This is a genomic window from Cytophagales bacterium (assembly GCA_033344775.1).
Taxonomy (GTDB): domain Bacteria; phylum Bacteroidota; class Bacteroidia; order Cytophagales; family Cyclobacteriaceae; genus JAWPMT01.
On the sequence record JAWPMT010000001.1, the window covers coordinates 92,154 to 109,651 of the forward strand.

18 protein-coding genes are annotated in these 17,498 nt (G+C 43.6%); 9 read left to right on the forward strand and 9 right to left on the reverse strand.

Annotation, left to right across the window (positions count from 1 at the left end):
• Positions 1-156 precede the first annotated feature (156 nt).
• Both R8G66_00360 and R8G66_00365 read right to left on the reverse strand, forming a co-directional pair.
• Positions 157-948 carry a DUF6503 family protein gene (locus tag R8G66_00360; protein MDW3190781.1) on the reverse strand — a complete coding sequence of 264 codons (792 nt, stop codon included), beginning with the start codon at positions 946-948 and terminating at the stop codon, positions 157-159.
• A gap of 157 nt (positions 949-1,105) precedes the next feature.
• Positions 1,106-1,447, reverse strand: a complete 342-nt coding sequence (locus R8G66_00365) for a MotA/TolQ/ExbB proton channel family protein (protein ID MDW3190782.1) — start codon at positions 1,445-1,447, stop codon at positions 1,106-1,108.
• A gap of 235 nt (positions 1,448-1,682) precedes the next feature.
• Here R8G66_00365 and R8G66_00370 point away from each other — a divergent pair, with 235 nt between their 5' ends.
• Positions 1,683-2,357 (forward strand): LytTR family DNA-binding domain-containing protein, encoded by a 675-nt coding sequence (locus tag R8G66_00370; GenBank protein ID MDW3190783.1) that lies wholly within the window; start codon positions 1,683-1,685, stop codon positions 2,355-2,357.
• On the opposite strand, the gene R8G66_00375 is transcribed toward R8G66_00370, so the two are convergent.
• The gene (locus tag R8G66_00375; protein MDW3190784.1) at positions 2,347-4,938 is read right to left on the reverse strand and encodes an FtsX-like permease family protein; all 2,592 of its coding nucleotides are present in this window, start codon (positions 4,936-4,938) and stop codon (positions 2,347-2,349) included. The two genes, R8G66_00370 and R8G66_00375, sit on opposite strands and share 11 nt — an antisense overlap.
• The gene (locus R8G66_00380; protein MDW3190785.1) at positions 4,935-5,270 is read right to left on the reverse strand and encodes a helix-turn-helix transcriptional regulator; all 336 of its coding nucleotides are present in this window, start codon (positions 5,268-5,270) and stop codon (positions 4,935-4,937) included. The genes R8G66_00375 and R8G66_00380 overlap by 4 nt, the downstream gene beginning before the upstream one ends.
• A gap of 213 nt (positions 5,271-5,483) precedes the next feature.
• On the opposite strand from R8G66_00380, the gene R8G66_00385 reads away from it, so the two are divergent.
• Positions 5,484-6,365: a hypothetical protein gene (locus tag R8G66_00385; protein ID MDW3190786.1), complete on the forward strand. Its 882-nt coding sequence runs from the start codon at positions 5,484-5,486 to the stop codon at positions 6,363-6,365.
• Between the two features lie 166 nt (positions 6,366-6,531).
• Positions 6,532-6,879 carry an OmpA family protein gene (locus R8G66_00390; protein ID MDW3190787.1) on the forward strand — a complete coding sequence of 116 codons (348 nt, stop codon included), beginning with the start codon at positions 6,532-6,534 and terminating at the stop codon, positions 6,877-6,879.
• 171 nt (positions 6,880-7,050) lie between these two features.
• On the opposite strand, the gene R8G66_00395 is transcribed toward R8G66_00390, so the two are convergent.
• Positions 7,051-7,608: a thioredoxin family protein gene (locus R8G66_00395; protein ID MDW3190788.1), complete on the reverse strand. Its 558-nt coding sequence runs from the start codon at positions 7,606-7,608 to the stop codon at positions 7,051-7,053.
• Between the two features lie 201 nt (positions 7,609-7,809).
• On the opposite strand from R8G66_00395, the gene R8G66_00400 reads away from it, so the two are divergent.
• The 3 genes from R8G66_00400 to R8G66_00410 all read left to right on the forward strand — a co-directional run bounded on the left by R8G66_00400 (position 7,810) and on the right by R8G66_00410 (position 9,840).
• Positions 7,810-9,072 carry an aminotransferase class I/II-fold pyridoxal phosphate-dependent enzyme gene (locus R8G66_00400; GenBank protein MDW3190789.1) on the forward strand — a complete coding sequence of 421 codons (1,263 nt, stop codon included), beginning with the start codon at positions 7,810-7,812 and terminating at the stop codon, positions 9,070-9,072.
• A gap of 84 nt (positions 9,073-9,156) precedes the next feature.
• A complete protein-coding gene (locus R8G66_00405; GenBank protein ID MDW3190790.1) occupies positions 9,157-9,330 on the forward strand; it encodes a histone H1 in 174 nt (57 codons plus the stop codon).
• A gap of 93 nt (positions 9,331-9,423) precedes the next feature.
• Positions 9,424-9,840, forward strand: coding sequence for a hypothetical protein (locus R8G66_00410; GenBank protein MDW3190791.1), 417 nt, complete (start codon positions 9,424-9,426; stop codon positions 9,838-9,840).
• A 6-nt stretch (positions 9,841-9,846) separates the two neighbouring features.
• On the opposite strand, the gene dapA is transcribed toward R8G66_00410, so the two are convergent.
• The 3 genes from dapA to ligA are packed head-to-tail and all read right to left on the reverse strand — an operon-like array spanning position 9,847 to position 13,280.
• Positions 9,847-10,731: a 4-hydroxy-tetrahydrodipicolinate synthase gene (gene dapA, locus R8G66_00415; GenBank protein MDW3190792.1), complete on the reverse strand. Its 885-nt coding sequence runs from the start codon at positions 10,729-10,731 to the stop codon at positions 9,847-9,849.
• On the reverse strand, positions 10,731-11,222 hold the full coding sequence (locus R8G66_00420; GenBank protein MDW3190793.1) for a hypothetical protein: 492 nt from the start codon (positions 11,220-11,222) through the stop codon (positions 10,731-10,733). Before R8G66_00420 ends, dapA begins: the two co-directional genes overlap by 1 nt.
• A gap of 3 nt (positions 11,223-11,225) precedes the next feature.
• Entirely contained in the window at positions 11,226-13,280 is a 2,055-nt protein-coding gene (gene ligA, locus R8G66_00425) for an NAD-dependent DNA ligase LigA (protein ID MDW3190794.1), read from the reverse strand.
• Between the two features lie 153 nt (positions 13,281-13,433).
• Between ligA and R8G66_00430 the strand changes: the two genes are divergently transcribed.
• Positions 13,434-14,855, forward strand: coding sequence for an HD domain-containing protein (locus tag R8G66_00430; protein MDW3190795.1), 1,422 nt, complete (start codon positions 13,434-13,436; stop codon positions 14,853-14,855).
• 151 nt (positions 14,856-15,006) lie between these two features.
• Positions 15,007-15,711, forward strand: a complete 705-nt coding sequence (locus tag R8G66_00435; GenBank protein MDW3190796.1) for a hypothetical protein — start codon at positions 15,007-15,009, stop codon at positions 15,709-15,711.
• Here the strand turns inward: R8G66_00435 and R8G66_00440 are convergent.
• Complete coding sequence (locus tag R8G66_00440) at positions 15,703-16,173, reverse strand: SRPBCC family protein (GenBank protein ID MDW3190797.1); 471 nt, start codon at positions 16,171-16,173, stop codon at positions 15,703-15,705. The two genes, R8G66_00435 and R8G66_00440, sit on opposite strands and share 9 nt — an antisense overlap.
• A 397-nt stretch (positions 16,174-16,570) precedes the next feature.
• On the opposite strand from R8G66_00440, the gene R8G66_00445 reads away from it, so the two are divergent.
• A complete protein-coding gene (locus R8G66_00445) occupies positions 16,571-17,449 on the forward strand; it encodes a hypothetical protein (GenBank protein MDW3190798.1) in 879 nt (292 codons plus the stop codon).
• Positions 17,450-17,498: the final 49 nt, after the last annotated feature.

The following is a 17,498-nucleotide window of genomic DNA, read 5'->3' on the forward strand; positions in this document are numbered from 1 at the left end:
AGATGGGTTATGATGTAGCTCCATGAATTAAAAATAATGTATTATCCTATGGTTGACGTTTTAATTAAAGTTCAATGCTCTAATTGCTTCATCGGCAACAAAAAAACCTCGACAATCATTTGCCGAGGTTCATTGGTATTTTTGTCACGTTGACGTTTAGATCTTCAAGTCTTCCGGGGTAAATCCATTGTTGAATTTGACTTGTGAAGAAATTTGTGTCAAAAATGGTTCTGCACTGGGTTTACCGTCCGCACCTGGTTGGAATGCCCATCTTTTAGTAGGCAGTAGTAAACCATTGATTGCTTCATATTCCACTTTCATTTTCAATACAGGCTGATTGACACCCATTGCCGGAAGTGAAAAGAAGAAGTGATCAACGAGCATGGTTTCCGGGTTTAAGTAGAGTACATAGGCGTCATTTTGCAGCTTTCCTGTTGTTTCACTTTCGTAAGCGACGCTGATTTTATGATAGTTCACACCATCCACTTCTTCCGAGCCCATGTATTTATGGATGGTTCCGGGGTTGAGCATTTTGTAAAACATCGCAAACCAGAAGTAGTTAGCTCTTCGAAGAAAATCCGTTCCACCGAGTACTTGTGGGTCATCCATGGCACTACCGTCCATAACGCATGCAGGTTTGTTGTCCACCAAAGATTGAATAACCACTCCGCCTTTACCAGGCATCACATTGATGTCGTGTTGGGTGTATTTGGCCCAGGAGTGCTCACCTTCGAAAATGTATCGTTCGGTGGATACATCTTTTTTGCCATCAGCGTAGACGTAGTTGTATAGGAACTCCACATCTTTCTGAGACCACAGCTTGTCCCAGCCACCGACTTTGGCCTCCATTTGCTGTAGTAATTCTTTTGGGTCCGGTGTTTGTGCCAGCGAGGTGAGTGTGATCAAAAAGGCAGAGGCCAGTAGACCAATTCTTGTAAATGTTTTCATGATTGAAGAAAAAGGTTTGATTAGTTGCAGTAAGAATGAAACTATTCAAGTTACAGTTCCCTTTTTCCCTTCCAAAAATGTCAGCTGGAATACACCATGAAAGAATTGCCTGTCACTCTTGATAAAGAGGACAGGCATAGTATGAAGAAGATAGTAGTCAGACGCGATGCTTCAGTGTGATCCAGATGATCAGTGAAATGACATAGATAATCAATCCGTATAGAGTTACGATCATAGATACTCTGAGGCCGGCAGCAAGTATGCCTGGAGCGATCTGTCCTGCTTCTTCAATGAACTTCAGCGCATCGAAAAGTCCGATCAATTGACCTAGTACTCCTGTAACTACGGCCAGCAGACCGAAGGATTTGATCAGGTCCAGTTTGTCTTTGGTTTTTTCTTCAGCAGTCAGGTATCTAACGGTAGAAATGATGACACCAATCAGTATCAGGGAAAGGATGCCCATGAATAGCGGGCCGCCCATTACAAATAAATTAATCATTATTGAAATTACATTTTTAGTTTCACACTGCAAACCAACGGCTAGTTGAATTTTAAGGCAATGTCGTATCCGGTGGTAAGCATGTCGTTCATCGCAAAAGGGCTTATTTCTTTAAAATTTGGAGCATTTTCGAGGCGTGGAAAATCAAAATAGAGCAATATTCTGGATCATAGCATTTGTCATACTAGTGGCCTTTTTTGCGACCTCAATGGGTTGGTCCCTCTCATTTTATTTTGTGTCAGTCCTTTTACCGGTCATGGCTGTGGGCAGTTTTACCTTTCATAGCCAGATTGTTCCTCGCTATTTGTTGACCGGTCGCAAAAGACAATTTGTGATGTACACCATTTACCTGACCGTGATCGTGATCTGGCTGGAAATTTGGGTGATCATAGGAGCATTGGTGCTTTTGGCCAATTATTCTTATTCCGGATTGGGTGAATACGCAGGAGATGTCAGGTTGTTGGTCGTGCTGCAGGTCTTACTGGTTTTCGGAGATGGGTTTTTGCTATCATGGGCAAGTCTGAAGAGAAGGGATCAAGAAATTCAGGAACTGAGGGAAGCCAATAAGAAGCAAGAGCTGAAAACAATAGAGGTGATCGTCAACCGGCAGACAGTGCCTATTCCTATTGAACAGATACTATACATCGAAAGCTTTAGCGATTACGTGAAGATCCATGTGGAAGATCGGCAGTTAGTGGTAAGAGAAAAGATCAGCAAACTTGAAGAACGCTTGCCGGAAAACTTCATGCGAGTTCACCGATCATTCCTGATCAACCGCAATGCCATTACCGCTTTCAACCGATCAGGGATCAATATTGGTCATGTGGAAATTCCTGTGGGCAGAAAATATGCGCAGGATACACGACGACTGCTATCGAGTGGTCCTGCACAGGAATCTTCTAGTGCCTGATGCTATGCACAGGGTTTTTACCGGCAGCCTGATAAGTTTTCAAAGAAACGGTTAGCAAAGAAATAAGAATGGCTAAAATGAGTCCGATAGCGAATTGCCCCCAATGATCAGATAAATGAATCCGGTGTGCAAAAGCATTTAGCCAATCGTTGATGAAATACCAGACGCCAGGAATAGCCACCAGACCACCGATGCACACCATACGAACAAAGTCTGCTGAGATAAGCCGGATGATCTGGGAAGGAGTAGCTCCAAGTACCTTGCGAATACCCAATTCTTTTTGTCGTAATCGTGCCGCATAGGCCGCTAATCCGAAGATGCCCAGACAGGCCAAAAAGATGGAAATCATAGAAAAGACGGTAAAGACCCGTGCTTGTTTCTGTTCATCCAGATATAAAGTCTCCAATTGATCATCCAGAAACTGATAGGTCATGGGAAAACCTGGTGATAAATCTCTGTAGATTTCATCAATGAACATTAAGCTATTGTTCAGGGTTGTAGCATTCACCTTGATGGCCATTTTTCTGGAATAGGGGTTAAGCATAATGGCCAGTGGCTCGATCTCATCTTTGAGCGTGCTGAAATGATAATCTTCTATCACACCAATGACTTTAAGATCAGTGATGCCCCAGGTAGGCATATCGGCGCTTCTACCGATAATAGCTTCGGCTGACAGCCCGATTTCGTCCAATGCTTTTTGATTGATGAGCATGACCCTTGCAGTATCGGAATCCACGTTCCGATCAAAACCACGCCCTTCCAGGACATTTAAACCAAACAGGTCAATGAAATCCTGATCAGTAAAAAGCGTTCGCATGCGATTGCTTTCATTAATGCCTTCAATTAAAAATCCTGACGTGTCATGAAATCCTCCTGGTTCGCCAGATAAGTGACTTACCGATTGAATGTTGGCATTGGATAAGAGCCGTTCTTTAAAAGTCTGGCGGTTGCTTCGAATCTCTCGATTATCAATGTTTACCAGGATTACCGCCTCCCGGTCAAATCCCAGGTCTTTGTTATTGAGATAATGCTGCTGAGCGCTGATGAGTAACGTAGCCACAATCAGGAAGATGGAGATGGCAAATTGTGAAGTGACAAGCACTTTCCGGATGGCCGACTTACCTGATGATATTTTCCCGCCCCGCATGGCGACAACTGGGGAGATAGCGGATAAATGTGAAGACGGATATAAACCCGCTACCAACAGAATAATGACAACCATCATGGTCAACAGTAGCCAAAAGGAGGAAGAGGTCCATTGCAATTCAAATTCCAGACCAAAATAAGCGTTGAATGCCGGGTTTAGCGCTTCTGCAATTCCAACCGAAAACAGTGTTGCGATCATCAGAACCATCAAAGATTCTCCCAGGAATTGGGCTGTCAGGCGTTTTCGTGAAACGCCTAATACTTTTCTTACCCCGACTTCTTTCACTCTTAAGAAAGATTGAGCGATACTCAAATTGACATAATTGAAGCAGGCAATGAACAAGATGGCGATGCCTACCACCATCAGGATCATGACGGTTTGAAAATTCCCGTGTCTTGCCCAGTCGTAACGGGTGGAATTATTGAAATAGATGTCTTCTAAAGGCTCTAATGCAAGGCTCATGCGCGTTCCGGATCGTTCAAAGTCCTCCCCAAAGTACTTTTCCATGAACCCACTCAATTGTCCCTCTATCTGATCCGCCATCGCCGGTGTGGGAATTTGTACATAGGTCATCAAGCCATTGTTCCACCAATCATCAAACCAACTGTAGCGGTCATAGAATGAGATCGTTAACACCATATCGAACGCCAGATGAGAATTAGAAGGGGGCTCGGCTAATACGCCGGTAACCTGAAATGGAAATTCATTATCCAATTCAAGGATTTCTCCCAGCGGATCGTCCTCTCCAAAGTATTTGTTTGCCATTTCGGAGCTGATCACGACGGAATTGGCGTTTTTTAGCACGGTTTCCGGATCACCAACAAGCAATGGAAAGGAGAAGAATTCAAAGAACTGGGGATCGGCGAAGACTAGTTGTTGTTCATTGAACTTTTTGTCTCCATAGGAAACAAGGGCGTTCTCCGGTTGCACACGCATGGTATTGGCAACTGCATTGGGGAAATCATTTTGAAGGGCAGCCGCATACGGACCGGAAGTAACGCCAATGTTATAAGGCGTTCCATTAAGGTCAGACACGCGAATGGCTCGATAAATCTGCTCTTTTTTGACATGGAAATCGTCGTTGGTTAATTCGTCCCAGAGGTAGAAATAGAGAAAGAAGGCACAAACGAGCCCCAGCGTAAATCCAAAGATATTGATCGCTGTGGTTACCCGGTGCTTCGCCAGATTTCGTAAAGTGAGTAGGGGATCGAAAAGAAACATAGGTTTTGAGTTTTTGAGTGAAAGACCTTTTAATGTAGAGGGACGGAGATAACAAATAACCTGATGCCAATACGACAGCCATTGCCATTTACCCTGATTTTCTGCATAGAATTGAAAGAGGTTACCTTCCAGTTCTTCTGCGATTTCGGGCTTGCAGAGTCGATGTATAAGCCAAATGGAGATTCTGGGTGGTATGTGATTGGGCTTTTTCAAGAATAGAATTCCAGATAAAATTTTGGAACCTGACCCCAAAGCCGGTTGCGCAATTGCTTGACTTCATTCAAAGCAGCCTGACCTTTGGCAGTGATCTCATAGACACGTTTGCGACGACCACCGCGATCTTTGGTAGCGCCTTTCATATCGGACGATAAGAATTCCTTTTGCTCCAGTCGTGTGAGGGTGGAGTGTAAGGCACCCATCGACAAAGAGCGATTGACCTGTTCATGGATTTCGTCCCTTATCCGCAACACGTAAGCTTCTTCTTGTAAGATCATAACGACCAATAGCAGTAGTTCTTCAAATTCTCCCAGGTTGGTACCTCTCATTTGTTTCTATTTTGCATGATAAGTGTTACGTAAAGATAAATGATTTGTTTAGGTAAAATAGAAACAAATCAAAAATCTGCACTGAGGTCCGTATTTAAGCAGTTGCCAATGTGTTTAGTGATCAGTTTTGCTTTTGGTACGGTTTGTGACCAATTGTTGAAATACTTTAGCAAATCAATGAATACCTGCTTACGAACAACTATTGTATTTCTGATGTCAATGCTCTTAGGTCAATTGAGCTCGGCGCAGTTATTGCGATCCGAGCACGAATACCTATGGCAGGGCAGAGGTGAACTCAAAACCATCCATTGGTTAGAAGCATTTGATGTGATCAGAAATGAAATACCTCCGCGGGATACGGCGTATTTTCAGTGCCTGATCCATTTGAATAATGGCAATCAAATACCTGCAAGAAAAGCGATCAAACACCATGCACAGGTTCCAAATCATCGATATCCCTATGAAACCAAAATTTTGCTCGGGCTGGCGAACTCCTCTGTTTACTACACGGCTTATGGACATTTTGTGGATGCGATTAAAATGAATCCAAAAAGAGTGGATGGTTATCTAGAGAAAGTGAAGGTGTTTTCTGATCAGAAGGATTATTTGTCCGGTATAGATCACGCCAATGAGGCCATTCGATTGTTTCCTGAGTTTAATGAGCTATATGTATATCGAGGAAACCTGTACATCAACGAAGGATTGCGTAAACGGGCATTCAAGGATTTTAAACACGTGATCGATTCCGAAAAGCCATTATCGGATTTCTATATGGCTCAGGCACATAGGGGATTGGCCTGGTCTTATTTAGGAAGAAATGATGTTGTTCAGGCTGAAATACATCTGATGGAAAGCAAAATCATGGAAGCTTATCACCCGTTATCACAAGGGATTTTGGTAGAAATAAATTATTTGAAAGGAGATGCCACAGGGGCTATCGAGGCTTACGAAAGTATCATCGGAACGGAGGATAGAGAAAATTACTACCTGATGATGGGACTTGCTCATGAGGAATTGAACCAAAATGAAGAGGCTTGTGGTTTCTATAAAGCATGCTGTCGTCGAGAAATAGCTTTGGCATGTGTAAGAAGTTGAATGAGTTGAACTGTGAGGAATGATGAGTTGCCGTTCATGAAAGGTAAACGACCAAATGATACATTTCGGAACCTCAATTCATCATCCTTACGTAAATTAGAGTATGTTCCGATCTGTGACATGTGCGATTTTGTTGGTTTTCACTTTTTGCGTCCACGCACAACAGATGGAACGCACCATCAAAAGCATCTATTTTGGTGGAGGTAGTTACTACGTGGATGAGTTGCAATTGGAGGAGTTGTACCAATTCATGGATTCCATCGAAAACATTTTTCAATACCATATTACCATCCACAGTCACACAGATAACATCGGTGGCGCTGCTTATAATGAATGGCTTTCAGAACAAAGGAGTAAATCCGTAATTGAAAAACTGATCAATCGGGCTATTCCTGAAGAATTGATCCAAAGAAAAGACTTTGGTCAGTTCAATCCGGTTTATGACAACAATACCTGGCTCGGGAGGCTAAAAAACCGGAGGGTAGACATCATCTTCTGGCCGATGGTGATGTGAGTTTTGTTCCACTTAAGCGTCATTCCTGACATGCCCGGCCGGGACTTGATCAGGAATCTCAATTTTCATTTCTGCTAGCTAAATTTGAGATTCCTTGGTCAGGCACCCTGCCTGCGCAGGAATGACGGACAAAAACCTTATCGACGCTTAAGTGTAAATAGTGGAGATGCATCACTTCCACTTAATATTACACCCTATACTAGGCACCTGCTGCGCTTCCTGCACTTCGTCTTTAAGAAGATGATCCATCGCCAGTCGAAGGTCTTTTCCTGTTACAGGCTGGTTATTTCCAGGCCTTGAATCATCCAGTTGGCCCCTGTAGACTAACTGCTTATTGGCATCAAACAAATAGAAATCAGGAGTACAGGCTGCGTCGAAAGATTTAGCTACTTCCTGCGACTCATCGTACAAATAAGGGAAAGGATAACCCAGGTTCTGGCCATAAATCGTCATTTTTTCCGGACTGTCTTCCGGGTGGGTAGAAACATTATTGCTGCTAATCGCCACCATATTTATACCCTGACAGATGTAGTCCTGTCCAAGTTTTACCAACTCGTCATTGATGTGTTTGACATATGGGCAATGATTGCATATGAACATGACCAACAAGCCTTTCTGGAGGTTCAAATCGCCCAATGCGAGTGATTTTCCATCATTTAATGTATCAGGTAAGCTGAATTGTGGTGCCTCAGTGCCCAGTGCCAGCATGTTAGAAGGAGTCAGTGCCATGATCTTTTCTTTTTATTGAACAACAAAATTAAAAGCCCTCATTTAAATGGCGATTCTTAATTTCTGATCGAAAACCGGAAACGGTTGTGGAAAAAGTTCCTGACAGAAATGTGAGGTCGTTCATCAAATCATATTGCCAGTGATCAAATTCATATTAATTTTGCAGCTTCGTTAAATGAAAGAGGGAAAAAAGCAATCTTAATGGATCTATTTGAAAAGTTATTGCAGGACAAAGGGCCTTTGGGAAGACATGCGTTTATCGACGACAATTTTTACATGTTTCCTAAATTGGAGGGACAGATCTCTCCACGGATGACCTTCAAAGGAAAAACCGTATTGACCTGGAGTCTGAACAATTACCTGGGGCTTGCCAACCATCCGGAGATTCGGAAGGTGGATGCACAAGCGGCTGAGGAATGGGGCCTTGGCTATCCAATGGGTGCTCGGATGATGACCGGCAACTCAAATTACCATGAGCAGTTGGAAAAGGAATTGGCTGCTTTTGTTCAGAAACCAGCAGGTATGCTGTTGAACTATGGGTATCAGGGTATCATGTCTGTGATCGATGCATTAGTGGATCGAAAGGATGTGATTGTGTATGATGCTGAGTCACATGCCTGTATCATTGATGGACTGAGAATGCACATGGGTAAGCGTTTCGTTTTCCCACATAATGATATCGAAAACCTGGAGAAGCAACTTCAGCGAGCTGAAAGACTGGCCAATGAAAATGGTGGCGGTATTTTGGTGATTACCGAAGGTGTATTCGGAATGTCAGGAAACATGGGTAACCTGAAGGATATCGTGAAACTGAAGGAAAAATTCAACTTCCGATTATTAGTTGATGATGCACATGGTTTTGGTACCATGGGCCCTACAGGTGCAGGTGCAGGTGAGGAGCAAGGCTGCCAGGATGGTATTGACCTCTATTTCTCTACTTTCGCGAAATCAATGGCGAGCATCGGCGCATTCGTAGCAGGTGATGAAGATATCATTGATTACCTGACTTACAATACGCGATCTCAGATCTTTGCCAAATCATTGCCAATGCCATTGGTGATCGGGAACCTGAAGCGTTTGGATATGTTGCGTTCCAAACCTGAGTTGAAAGAAAACTTGTGGACCATTGTGAATGCGATCCAGAATGGATTCCGAGACAGAGGCTTCAATATCGGTACGACTCAATCGCCAGTGACACCAGTATTCCTGAACGGAGAGACTTACGAGGCGGCGAATGTGATTCGTGATCTTAGAACAAACTACAATTTATTCTGTTCGATGATCGTGTACCCGGTAGTGCCAAAAGGTATCATCATGTTGCGAATTATTCCAACCGCGATGCATACACTGGACGATGTGCAGCAGACACTTCAGGCATTCGAATCCATGAAGGAGAAACTGGATGGTGGAGTTTACGCCAAAGCGGGTGTTGACGGGGCAAATTTATCGGTAACTCCCGTTTAAAATCGCCGTTTTTGACTTGTATATGAAGATTTTGGCCTATATTGCCTAATCGTATAATTATCAGTAACCTTAATCGATTTTAGTATGAACAGATTTGAACAGTTGAAAGACATGGTAATGGGCATGGAAGATGACTTCAGCAAGTTCTATGATAAGAAGAACCAAGCTGCCGGGACTCGTGTGAGAAAAGGCATGCAAGACATGAAGAACCTTGCTCAAGAAATCCGTGTTGAAGTTCAAAACATGAAAAACGGGTAATTCTTTACACGTTAATATTTCAAGAGATTAGGGGGGTTGTCATTACAACGCCCCTTTTTTTGTGCTATTTTCTAAACAACTAGCCAGCGCGTCATGGAATTAAGGCAAGAGTTTCGGAGATATGCTACAGACGAAGCTCAAAAAAGCATCGCAGGCAAGTTCGGTATATATTGGGACGATCAAATGCAGGACTGGGATTTGGTCATGGCTGATCCCTCATGGATTCCACAATTGCTGAATGCGTACCTGAAAGATAATTTTACTGATGATGAAAAATTCGCAATAATGGAGTTGATGATCGCTTCCTTTGACGATCTGGTTGCATCAGAATTGTTGGACGCCAATGAACACTGGCATAGCTGTGAATCCATCTTAAGAACGGAATGTTGGCTACATATTTCCTCCATTCATTATTGGTCCTTCCCGCTCAAGCAAGATGTGGATGAAGCCTTCCCAATCTCAAAATACATCCGACCTATTTGGACCGAAGTAAAACACCACTTCATTTAAGGTAGATTACTCTCCCTTGTTGAGCGATTCAAGCTCAGCCCTATACTTTCTGCTCAATTCTTCTGATCCTTCAGTCAATGGAAGTCGCACTGTTTTTCCCATCAGGCCAAGTGTGTTTAGCCCCGTTTTGATAGAGGTAGGATTGCCTTCACTTCCAGTCAATTCCATGGCCGTGAGTAACTGATGGTGAATTTTTCGGGCTTGTGTATAGTCTCCGGAGTTTGCCAACCTGACCATGGTAGAAAACTCCTTCGGAAGAAAATTAGCAATCACGGAGATCACCCCTTCGGCGCCTAAAGACATGGCAGGCAATACCAGAGAATCTTCACCAGAAAGCAAGGAAAAGTCATCGGGCTTTGCTTTCGCAATGGTGGCTATCTGATTCATGTCTGCGGTAGCATCCTTCAATCCTACTATGTTTTCGTGATCAGCGAGTTGCAAGGAAGTGGCTGCATCAATATTAGAGCCGGTACGGCCTGGTACATTATATAATACGATGGGTAACTTACTTTGCTTCGCAATGGCCTGATAGTGGTAAAGTAATCCTTCCTGGGAGGGTTTGTTGTAATAGGGACTGACGGAGAGGATAGCCGTTAGCTCTTTGGTGTCTACCTCCGGAAGTTTTTGTAAAATTTCTGTCGTGTTGTTCCCGCCGAGCCCTAGAACGATGGGTACCCTTCGTTTGGTGTAGCTGATGGCATGATTCAGGACAGTCATTTTCTCTTCCCATGTAAGTACAGGAGATTCGGCCGTTGTACCCATGACGACCAGGTACTCCACCTGACCATCGAGCACGTAATCGATCAGTTTTTCAAGGCCTGTCAGGTCAATTGTTCTATCTTGATGCAAGGGTGTGACTAATGCGACACCCGTCCCGTTTAGCTCTTGCATTAGGCTATTTTTCTTAAATATGCGAGTAATTCCGAATGGTGACTTTTATCTTTTGGTTTGATCATCAGGTTCAAAAAACTGCCCGAATCATCACCCGATAAGTAACCAGCGCGCAAAGGTGCATTACTCTTGGAAATTACAAACCTTGTTAAGGTTGAATGTGTTCCTGACAGGACCAAAAGCAGATCAAATTTGGTCTTAAAGAAGTCCTGAAGTCGTTCAGCGGATATTTTTCCTGTCAGCGTAACGTCCTTTGCCGTAAGGTGCGGATGTGGATAGGACGCATCCTTAGCGGGGTTATCGACCATCATCAACGTGTGGACTTGCTTCCCGTCGGCGATCAATCCTTGTGTCAATTCTACCAGCGCTTCATTGTCTTGCTCTTCGGTAAAAACAATGGCAGTTTTCCGTGAACGGTTATAAGAAGGCTTTACTTCCCTGACGGTGACGGGTTTTTTCGAAAGATAGTCGAGGATCTTTTTCTTGATCATGGCTTATGAGTTGATCAGATTTAAAAATTCCTGCTCCGAGAGCATTTTGATGCCAAGCTTTTCGGCTTTGTCTTTTTTCGCAGGTCCCATGTTATCTCCAGCCACCAGATAGTCAGTCTTGTTTGACAGACTTGAAGCTACTTTACCGCCATTTTCGAGGATCAAGGATTTCAATTCGTCCCGGCTCACACTTTCGAAAATTCCTGAGACCACAATACTAAGTCCTGAGAGAGAAGTTCCGGTGGCTTCTTGTTTGGCCTCCTGATAAAACTGAAGGCCTGAGTCCTGTAGTCTTTGAACCAGTGCGCGGTTCTTTTCTATAGAAAAATATTCTACGACACTTTCAGCGATTCGCTCGCCGATTTCATGGACTTCCACGATTGTTTCAAAGGAAGCTTCAGCCAGACTTTCAATGCGTTGGAAATGGTCTGCTAATTTTTCCGCTACCGTCTTTCCTACGAATCGGATACCCAGGGCGAACAATACCGTCTTAAATGGGACTTCCTTCGACTTTTCGATGGATTCGAGGATGTTGAGAGCAGTTTTTTCTTTGACCGATCGCTTCTTGATTTCCCCCGTTTGCTTGTCTTCATCCTCAAAGACAAGTCCATTCAATTGCTCAAACGTAAGTGAGTATAAACCAGAGAAGTCTTCAATTAATCCTTTTTGTAGAAACCCCTTGATTGTTCTTGGTCCCAGGGTCTCAATGGCCATCGCATTTCTGGAGATGAAGTGTTCAATGCGACCCAAAACTTGTGGTGGGCATGTTTCATCATTCGGACAATAATGTACGGCCTCATTTTCATGTCGGACGAGTTCCGTTCCACATTCCGGGCAATGGGTGATGTAGGTGATTTTTGGTGCGTCCGGCTTTCGGGCAGGAAGATTGACTCCAGTTACTTTTGGGATGATCTCACCACCTTTTTCCACAAAGACGGTATCGCCTTCATGCAGACCTAGTCGCTCAATTTCGTTGGCATTGTGGAGTGAGGCCCGCTTTACAGTAGTGCCAGCAAGTAGGACCGGTGATAGTTCTGCTACCGGAGTAATGGCCCCAGTTCGGCCTACCTGATACGTGATGTCCAGTAATTCAGTCGCAGCATTTTCCGCTTTGTACTTATAAGAGATCGCCCATCTTGGGTTTTTTGCCGTGAATCCAAGTTCGTCCTGTTGATCGATTCGGTTCACTTTGATCACAATTCCATCCGTTTCAAGTGGTAATTCCAATCGTTTCATTTCCCACTCTTCGATGTAGGTGATCACCTCAGCGATGTTCTTGCATTTGCGATAGGTAGGAGATACATTGAATCCCCATTGCTCCATCGACTTAAGGGCCTCTTCGTGGCTTTCTACGCCCTGATTTTTACCATAAAGCGCATAAAGGTGGCAGTCCAGTTTACGAACTGCCACGACTGAAGAATCCTGCATTTTCATGGTTCCTGAAGCCGTATTTCGTGGGTTAGCCAATTGTGCTTCACCTTGGGCTTCTCGTTGTTCGTTGAGGGCTTTGAATACTGGGAGTGGCATGAACACTTCTCCACGTACTTCAAAGTTCTCCGGATAAGGCGTTTTGGTATTAAGCTTCAGGGGCAGCGTGCGAATGGTTTTTGCATTTGGAGTAATGTTATCGCCTTTTACGCCATCACCACGTGTTACAGCCTGCTTCAACACACCTTGTTCATAGGTGAAGCTCATAGCCAGTCCATCAAACTTCAATTCACACAGGTATTCATAGTCATCTGTGCCCAGCCCTTTGGCCACTCGCTTGTCAAAGTCTTCCAGCTCTTCTTTCGAATATGTATTGCCGAGGGAGAGCATTCGATACTTATGATGTATGGTCTCAAATTCCTTGGTTATAGTGCCTCCGACGCGTGAAGAAGGGGAGTCTTCTCGTTTCAGGTCCGGATGTTCCTTTTCCAGCGCTTCCAGTTCCTTCAGTTTCATATCGAACTCATAGTCCGAGATCTCCGTCCGGTTCTCCTGGTAGTAGATATGCGAATGATAATTCAGCTCATCCGTTAATTGATCGATCTGCTGTTTTACGGTTAGGTCAGGCATACAAGTGAGATCAGTAAAGCGTTTCGCTTCAAAACTTTTACGATTCCAAAACACCAAAATTAAACGAGTCTTTGAAAGCGCAGGATTCAAATGTTAGATATGTGGATAAAGTTTTCGGCAAAGAGTCGATCAAATCCTAATTTTGAGCCCCGAATGAGTTTGGAGTTTAAAAAACATATTGAAGATCATCCGGTACTGAACCTGATCCGTAAAGTATTGGCTGAACATGGCCTGGAAGCCTACGTGATTGGAGGCTATGTGCGGGACCTCATCCTGGAGCGCCCTTCCAAAGACATTGATGTCGTATGTGTTGGGAGTGGTATCGATTTAGCGCAGAAGGTAAAAGCGCATTTTGGAGAAGGGGCTTCTCTGGCAGTCTACAAGAACTTTGGAACTGCTGCCATCAAAACGGAAGACTGGGAAATCGAATTTGTAGGGGCCAGAAAAGAATCTTATCGTGCGGACTCCAGAAAGCCCATAGTAGAAAATGGCACGTTACAGGACGATCAGAACCGAAGGGATTTCACCATCAATGCGCTGGCCATCAGTTTGAATGAAAAAGACGCAGGCCAATTGATCGATCCCTTCAATGGGATGCAAGACCTGGAGAGTAAGATCATCAGAACACCATTGAGCCCCGCAGAAACCTTTTCTGATGACCCATTGCGCATCATGCGCGCAATCCGGTTTGCATCACAGCTCAACTTTGATATCGAAGCAGATACGTTTCAGGGTATCCAGGAGGTGAAAGATCGATTGTCCATCGTTTCTCAGGAGCGAATCACGGATGAATTGAACAAAATCATATTGAGCCCGGTACCTTCCTACGGTTTCAAATTGCTATTTTCTACGGATATTTTGTCTGGTTTTTTCCCGGAAATGGCCAAGTTACAAGGTGTAAAGACCCGTGATGGGAAAGGACACAAAGACAATTTTTACCACACCTTGCAGGTATTGGACAACATCAGTGAAATGACCGATGACCTGTGGTTAAGATGGGCGGCCATTCTGCATGATATCGCCAAGCCCGCAACTCAACGATTTCACAAAAAGGCGGGTTGGACCTTCCATGGGCATGAAGATATGGGTGCCAAATGGGTGCCTCGCATCTTTAAACGAATGAAATTGCCACTCAACCAGAAGATGAACTATGTGCAAAAGCTCGTGAAATTGCACTTGAGACCTATTGCCCTGGTGAGTGAAAAAGTGACGGATTCTGCAGTTAGGCGTTTGTTATATGAAGCCGGAGATGACGTAGAAGACCTAATGAAACTGTGTAAAGCGGATGTGACTTCCAAAAATCATGATCGTGTACGAAGATACCTCGCCAATTTCAAGAAGGTGGAAGAGAAGATGGTTGAGGTAGAAGAGAAAGATAAAGTTCGGAACTTTAAGTTGCCAGTATCTGGAGAAATGATCATGGATACCTTTGGTATTGGGCCATCCAGAATAGTAGGTGACATCAAGAATCAGATCAAAGAAGCTATACTGGAAGGGGAGATCCCTAATCAGGAAGCTCCGGCAAAGGAACTGATGGTCAGGTTGGGCCAGGAAAAAGGTTTAACTGCCAGGTGATTTTTGTGAATTTTTAACGTATTGCCACGTGCTCTTTTACAATTCGGCTAAGTTCAAATGAAGCAAGCATGCTATTTTTGGCGCTTGATTTCCAATAGGATAGATTAATGGTCCTGGTGTTCAAGCCAGGTGGTAGAACAAACATAGAAACATGAAGAAAGTATTACTAATAGCGTTGGGTTGTGTTACGGCTTTGATGGTTTTAGCACAGGAGCAGGAACAGCAGAGTGTTCCAGTAGACAGCCTTCCTTTTGATGTGCAGAAGCAAGCGTTCATTTACTCCACAGCAGCACGCTACAGTGACCCGATGATCAGCCGAATGGCTCTGTACAATTTATTGGCCTACAATCCGGCGAATACTGCTATCATGGATTCATTGGCACTTTCTTACATTGATTATCAGCAATACGCTTCAGCTGTTCTGGTTGCTCAAGATGCATTGAGGATCAATCCTAAGGACATGCTAGCGACCGAAATTGCTGCTGTTGCTTTTGAAAACCTTGGCCTAGCGGATAGATCGGTTACTTATTACGAGACGCTTAATTTGAATGAGCCAAACATCAATACGCTTTACAAGATCACCTTCCTTCAATTTCAGCTCAAGCGGTTTGCTGAGGCCCGTACCAATTGTGATATTTTGATCGGCGATGCAGAAGTAGGCAAGGCTACTTTGTTTTTCCAGAAAAATCAAAACGAGAACCAGGAAGTACCCATGGTCGCTGGTATCTATCGTCTAAAAGCGATGGTAGAAGAAGAAGCCGGCAATGTGGACCAGGCCCGTGCCAACTACAATAAGGCGCTGGAAATCGCACCGGATTTCGTATTGCCTAAACTGCAGTTAGAGAAATTAAACTAAAGCACTTTCCGTGTTTTTCTCAGCAACTTGTTTCAGTTGGTCCAACCAGCTAAGCAGGTTGCTGTGTACTTTTCGGTGACCCATAAACAAAAACAACAAAAAGCCTTTATAGCATTCTTCAACAGAAACAACTGTCTGATTAGCATCCGTAGGATCCAATGACCAGGCATAAATAGATTTTATCCAGCCGGAATAACCGATCCAGGACAATGACGAAGGTTTGTCATCCTTCATAAAAGTGGATTGGAACTTTCTCCCGTCATAACGCCAGGAGAACTGCTTACCATCTTCATTAAGATCAACTCCCGATATGTTTTTGTTCCATTCCGGCCATTTGGTGACGTCATGTATGAAGGACCAAACTTCATTAATCGGAGCGTTAATCACAATGGATTGTCGATCGGTCAGATCTGCATTCTCATCGATCCGACCTTCAGCAGCATACTTTTTAAATCTATTCATGGCTAAGCGTGGTGTTGAAGTAAACTTATGAATTTCTGATGAATTATAAGGTAAAAGAATGGGTGCTGTAATGCGCTATTTATTGGGGTTATTGGCTAATGTTGAGAGGACCACTTGAAAATTCTACGGAACGAAGGAGTTCTTTGGAATTTTCACCACATTGGAAGCAATTTCGTTTAGTTAAGGCTCGTCACTGCGAGCATGCGATCGGACCACCGAAGCAGCAGTCTATTTCATATTTGCGTTATAAAAGTATATTTGAGATTTCCGCTTCGGTGTTGACCGACCAGACGGTCCGATTCATTTTTTGCAATGACGATATTCTTCTCTTAACTAAACGATATTAAGCTTGAATTTAAGCTAACCTACTATGCGTATTTATTTAATTCAATTTTTTATGCTTGGTCTAATACTTTCAAGTTGTAAATCATCCATACCTGAAGGACCCGAAATCTGCACGGAAGTGAACTTACTCTATCTATCCAAAGCTTCTGGTAATTTTGATATCTACAAAAATGACCTGAAAGGCCAGGAGACACAACTGACCACTAACCCGAGCTGGGACTGGGCGCCAAGATGGGTAACTGCTTCACAATCTTTGATTTACAATGCATATGAGAATGATACCTTCAAGATCCAAATGATGGAGCTAGATGGGAAATTCATAAGCACTTTAAATGAATTTGATGACTACAACGTGTCTTCGGACGGCCAATGGGTAATTGCTCAGGTTAAAGTAGGGGATTTCTCCAGGTTGGTGATCACAGATTCGTTTGGAAGTGATTCCGTTGCAATTACAGGAGCAGATAGTTACAATGGTCGTGCAGTATGGTCACCGGACGCCAGTCAACTCATTTATATTTCGGACCGAGATGGTAACAATGAAGTGTATCACTACGATAGGAATTCAGCGCTTACTACCCGATTGACGGAAAACGAAACCGTTGAAAAATACCTTACCTGGGCGCCTGATAACAAAAGAATAGCTTATACAACTGAATATTACGAAGAAGGGAAACCCGATCGTAATGATGTCTTTGTCCTGGACTTGTCGACTAAGGAGGTCATCCAGATCACTGATAATCCTTATGAAGACAGTGAAATTGCCTGGTCTCCTCTGGGTGATAAAATTGCTTTTCACTCTAAAAGAGATAGTATTGATCATATTTTTCTCATGAATTCAGATGGAACAGGCGTTGAACAAGTCACGACCGCCCAGACCTATCATGGCGAACCCGCATGGGCGTATTGGGAGGTCGATTGTGAAAAGAAATAAGTCAAAATCATCGGGAGAATACTTGTGAGAATAAGTAAGTACTTCCTGT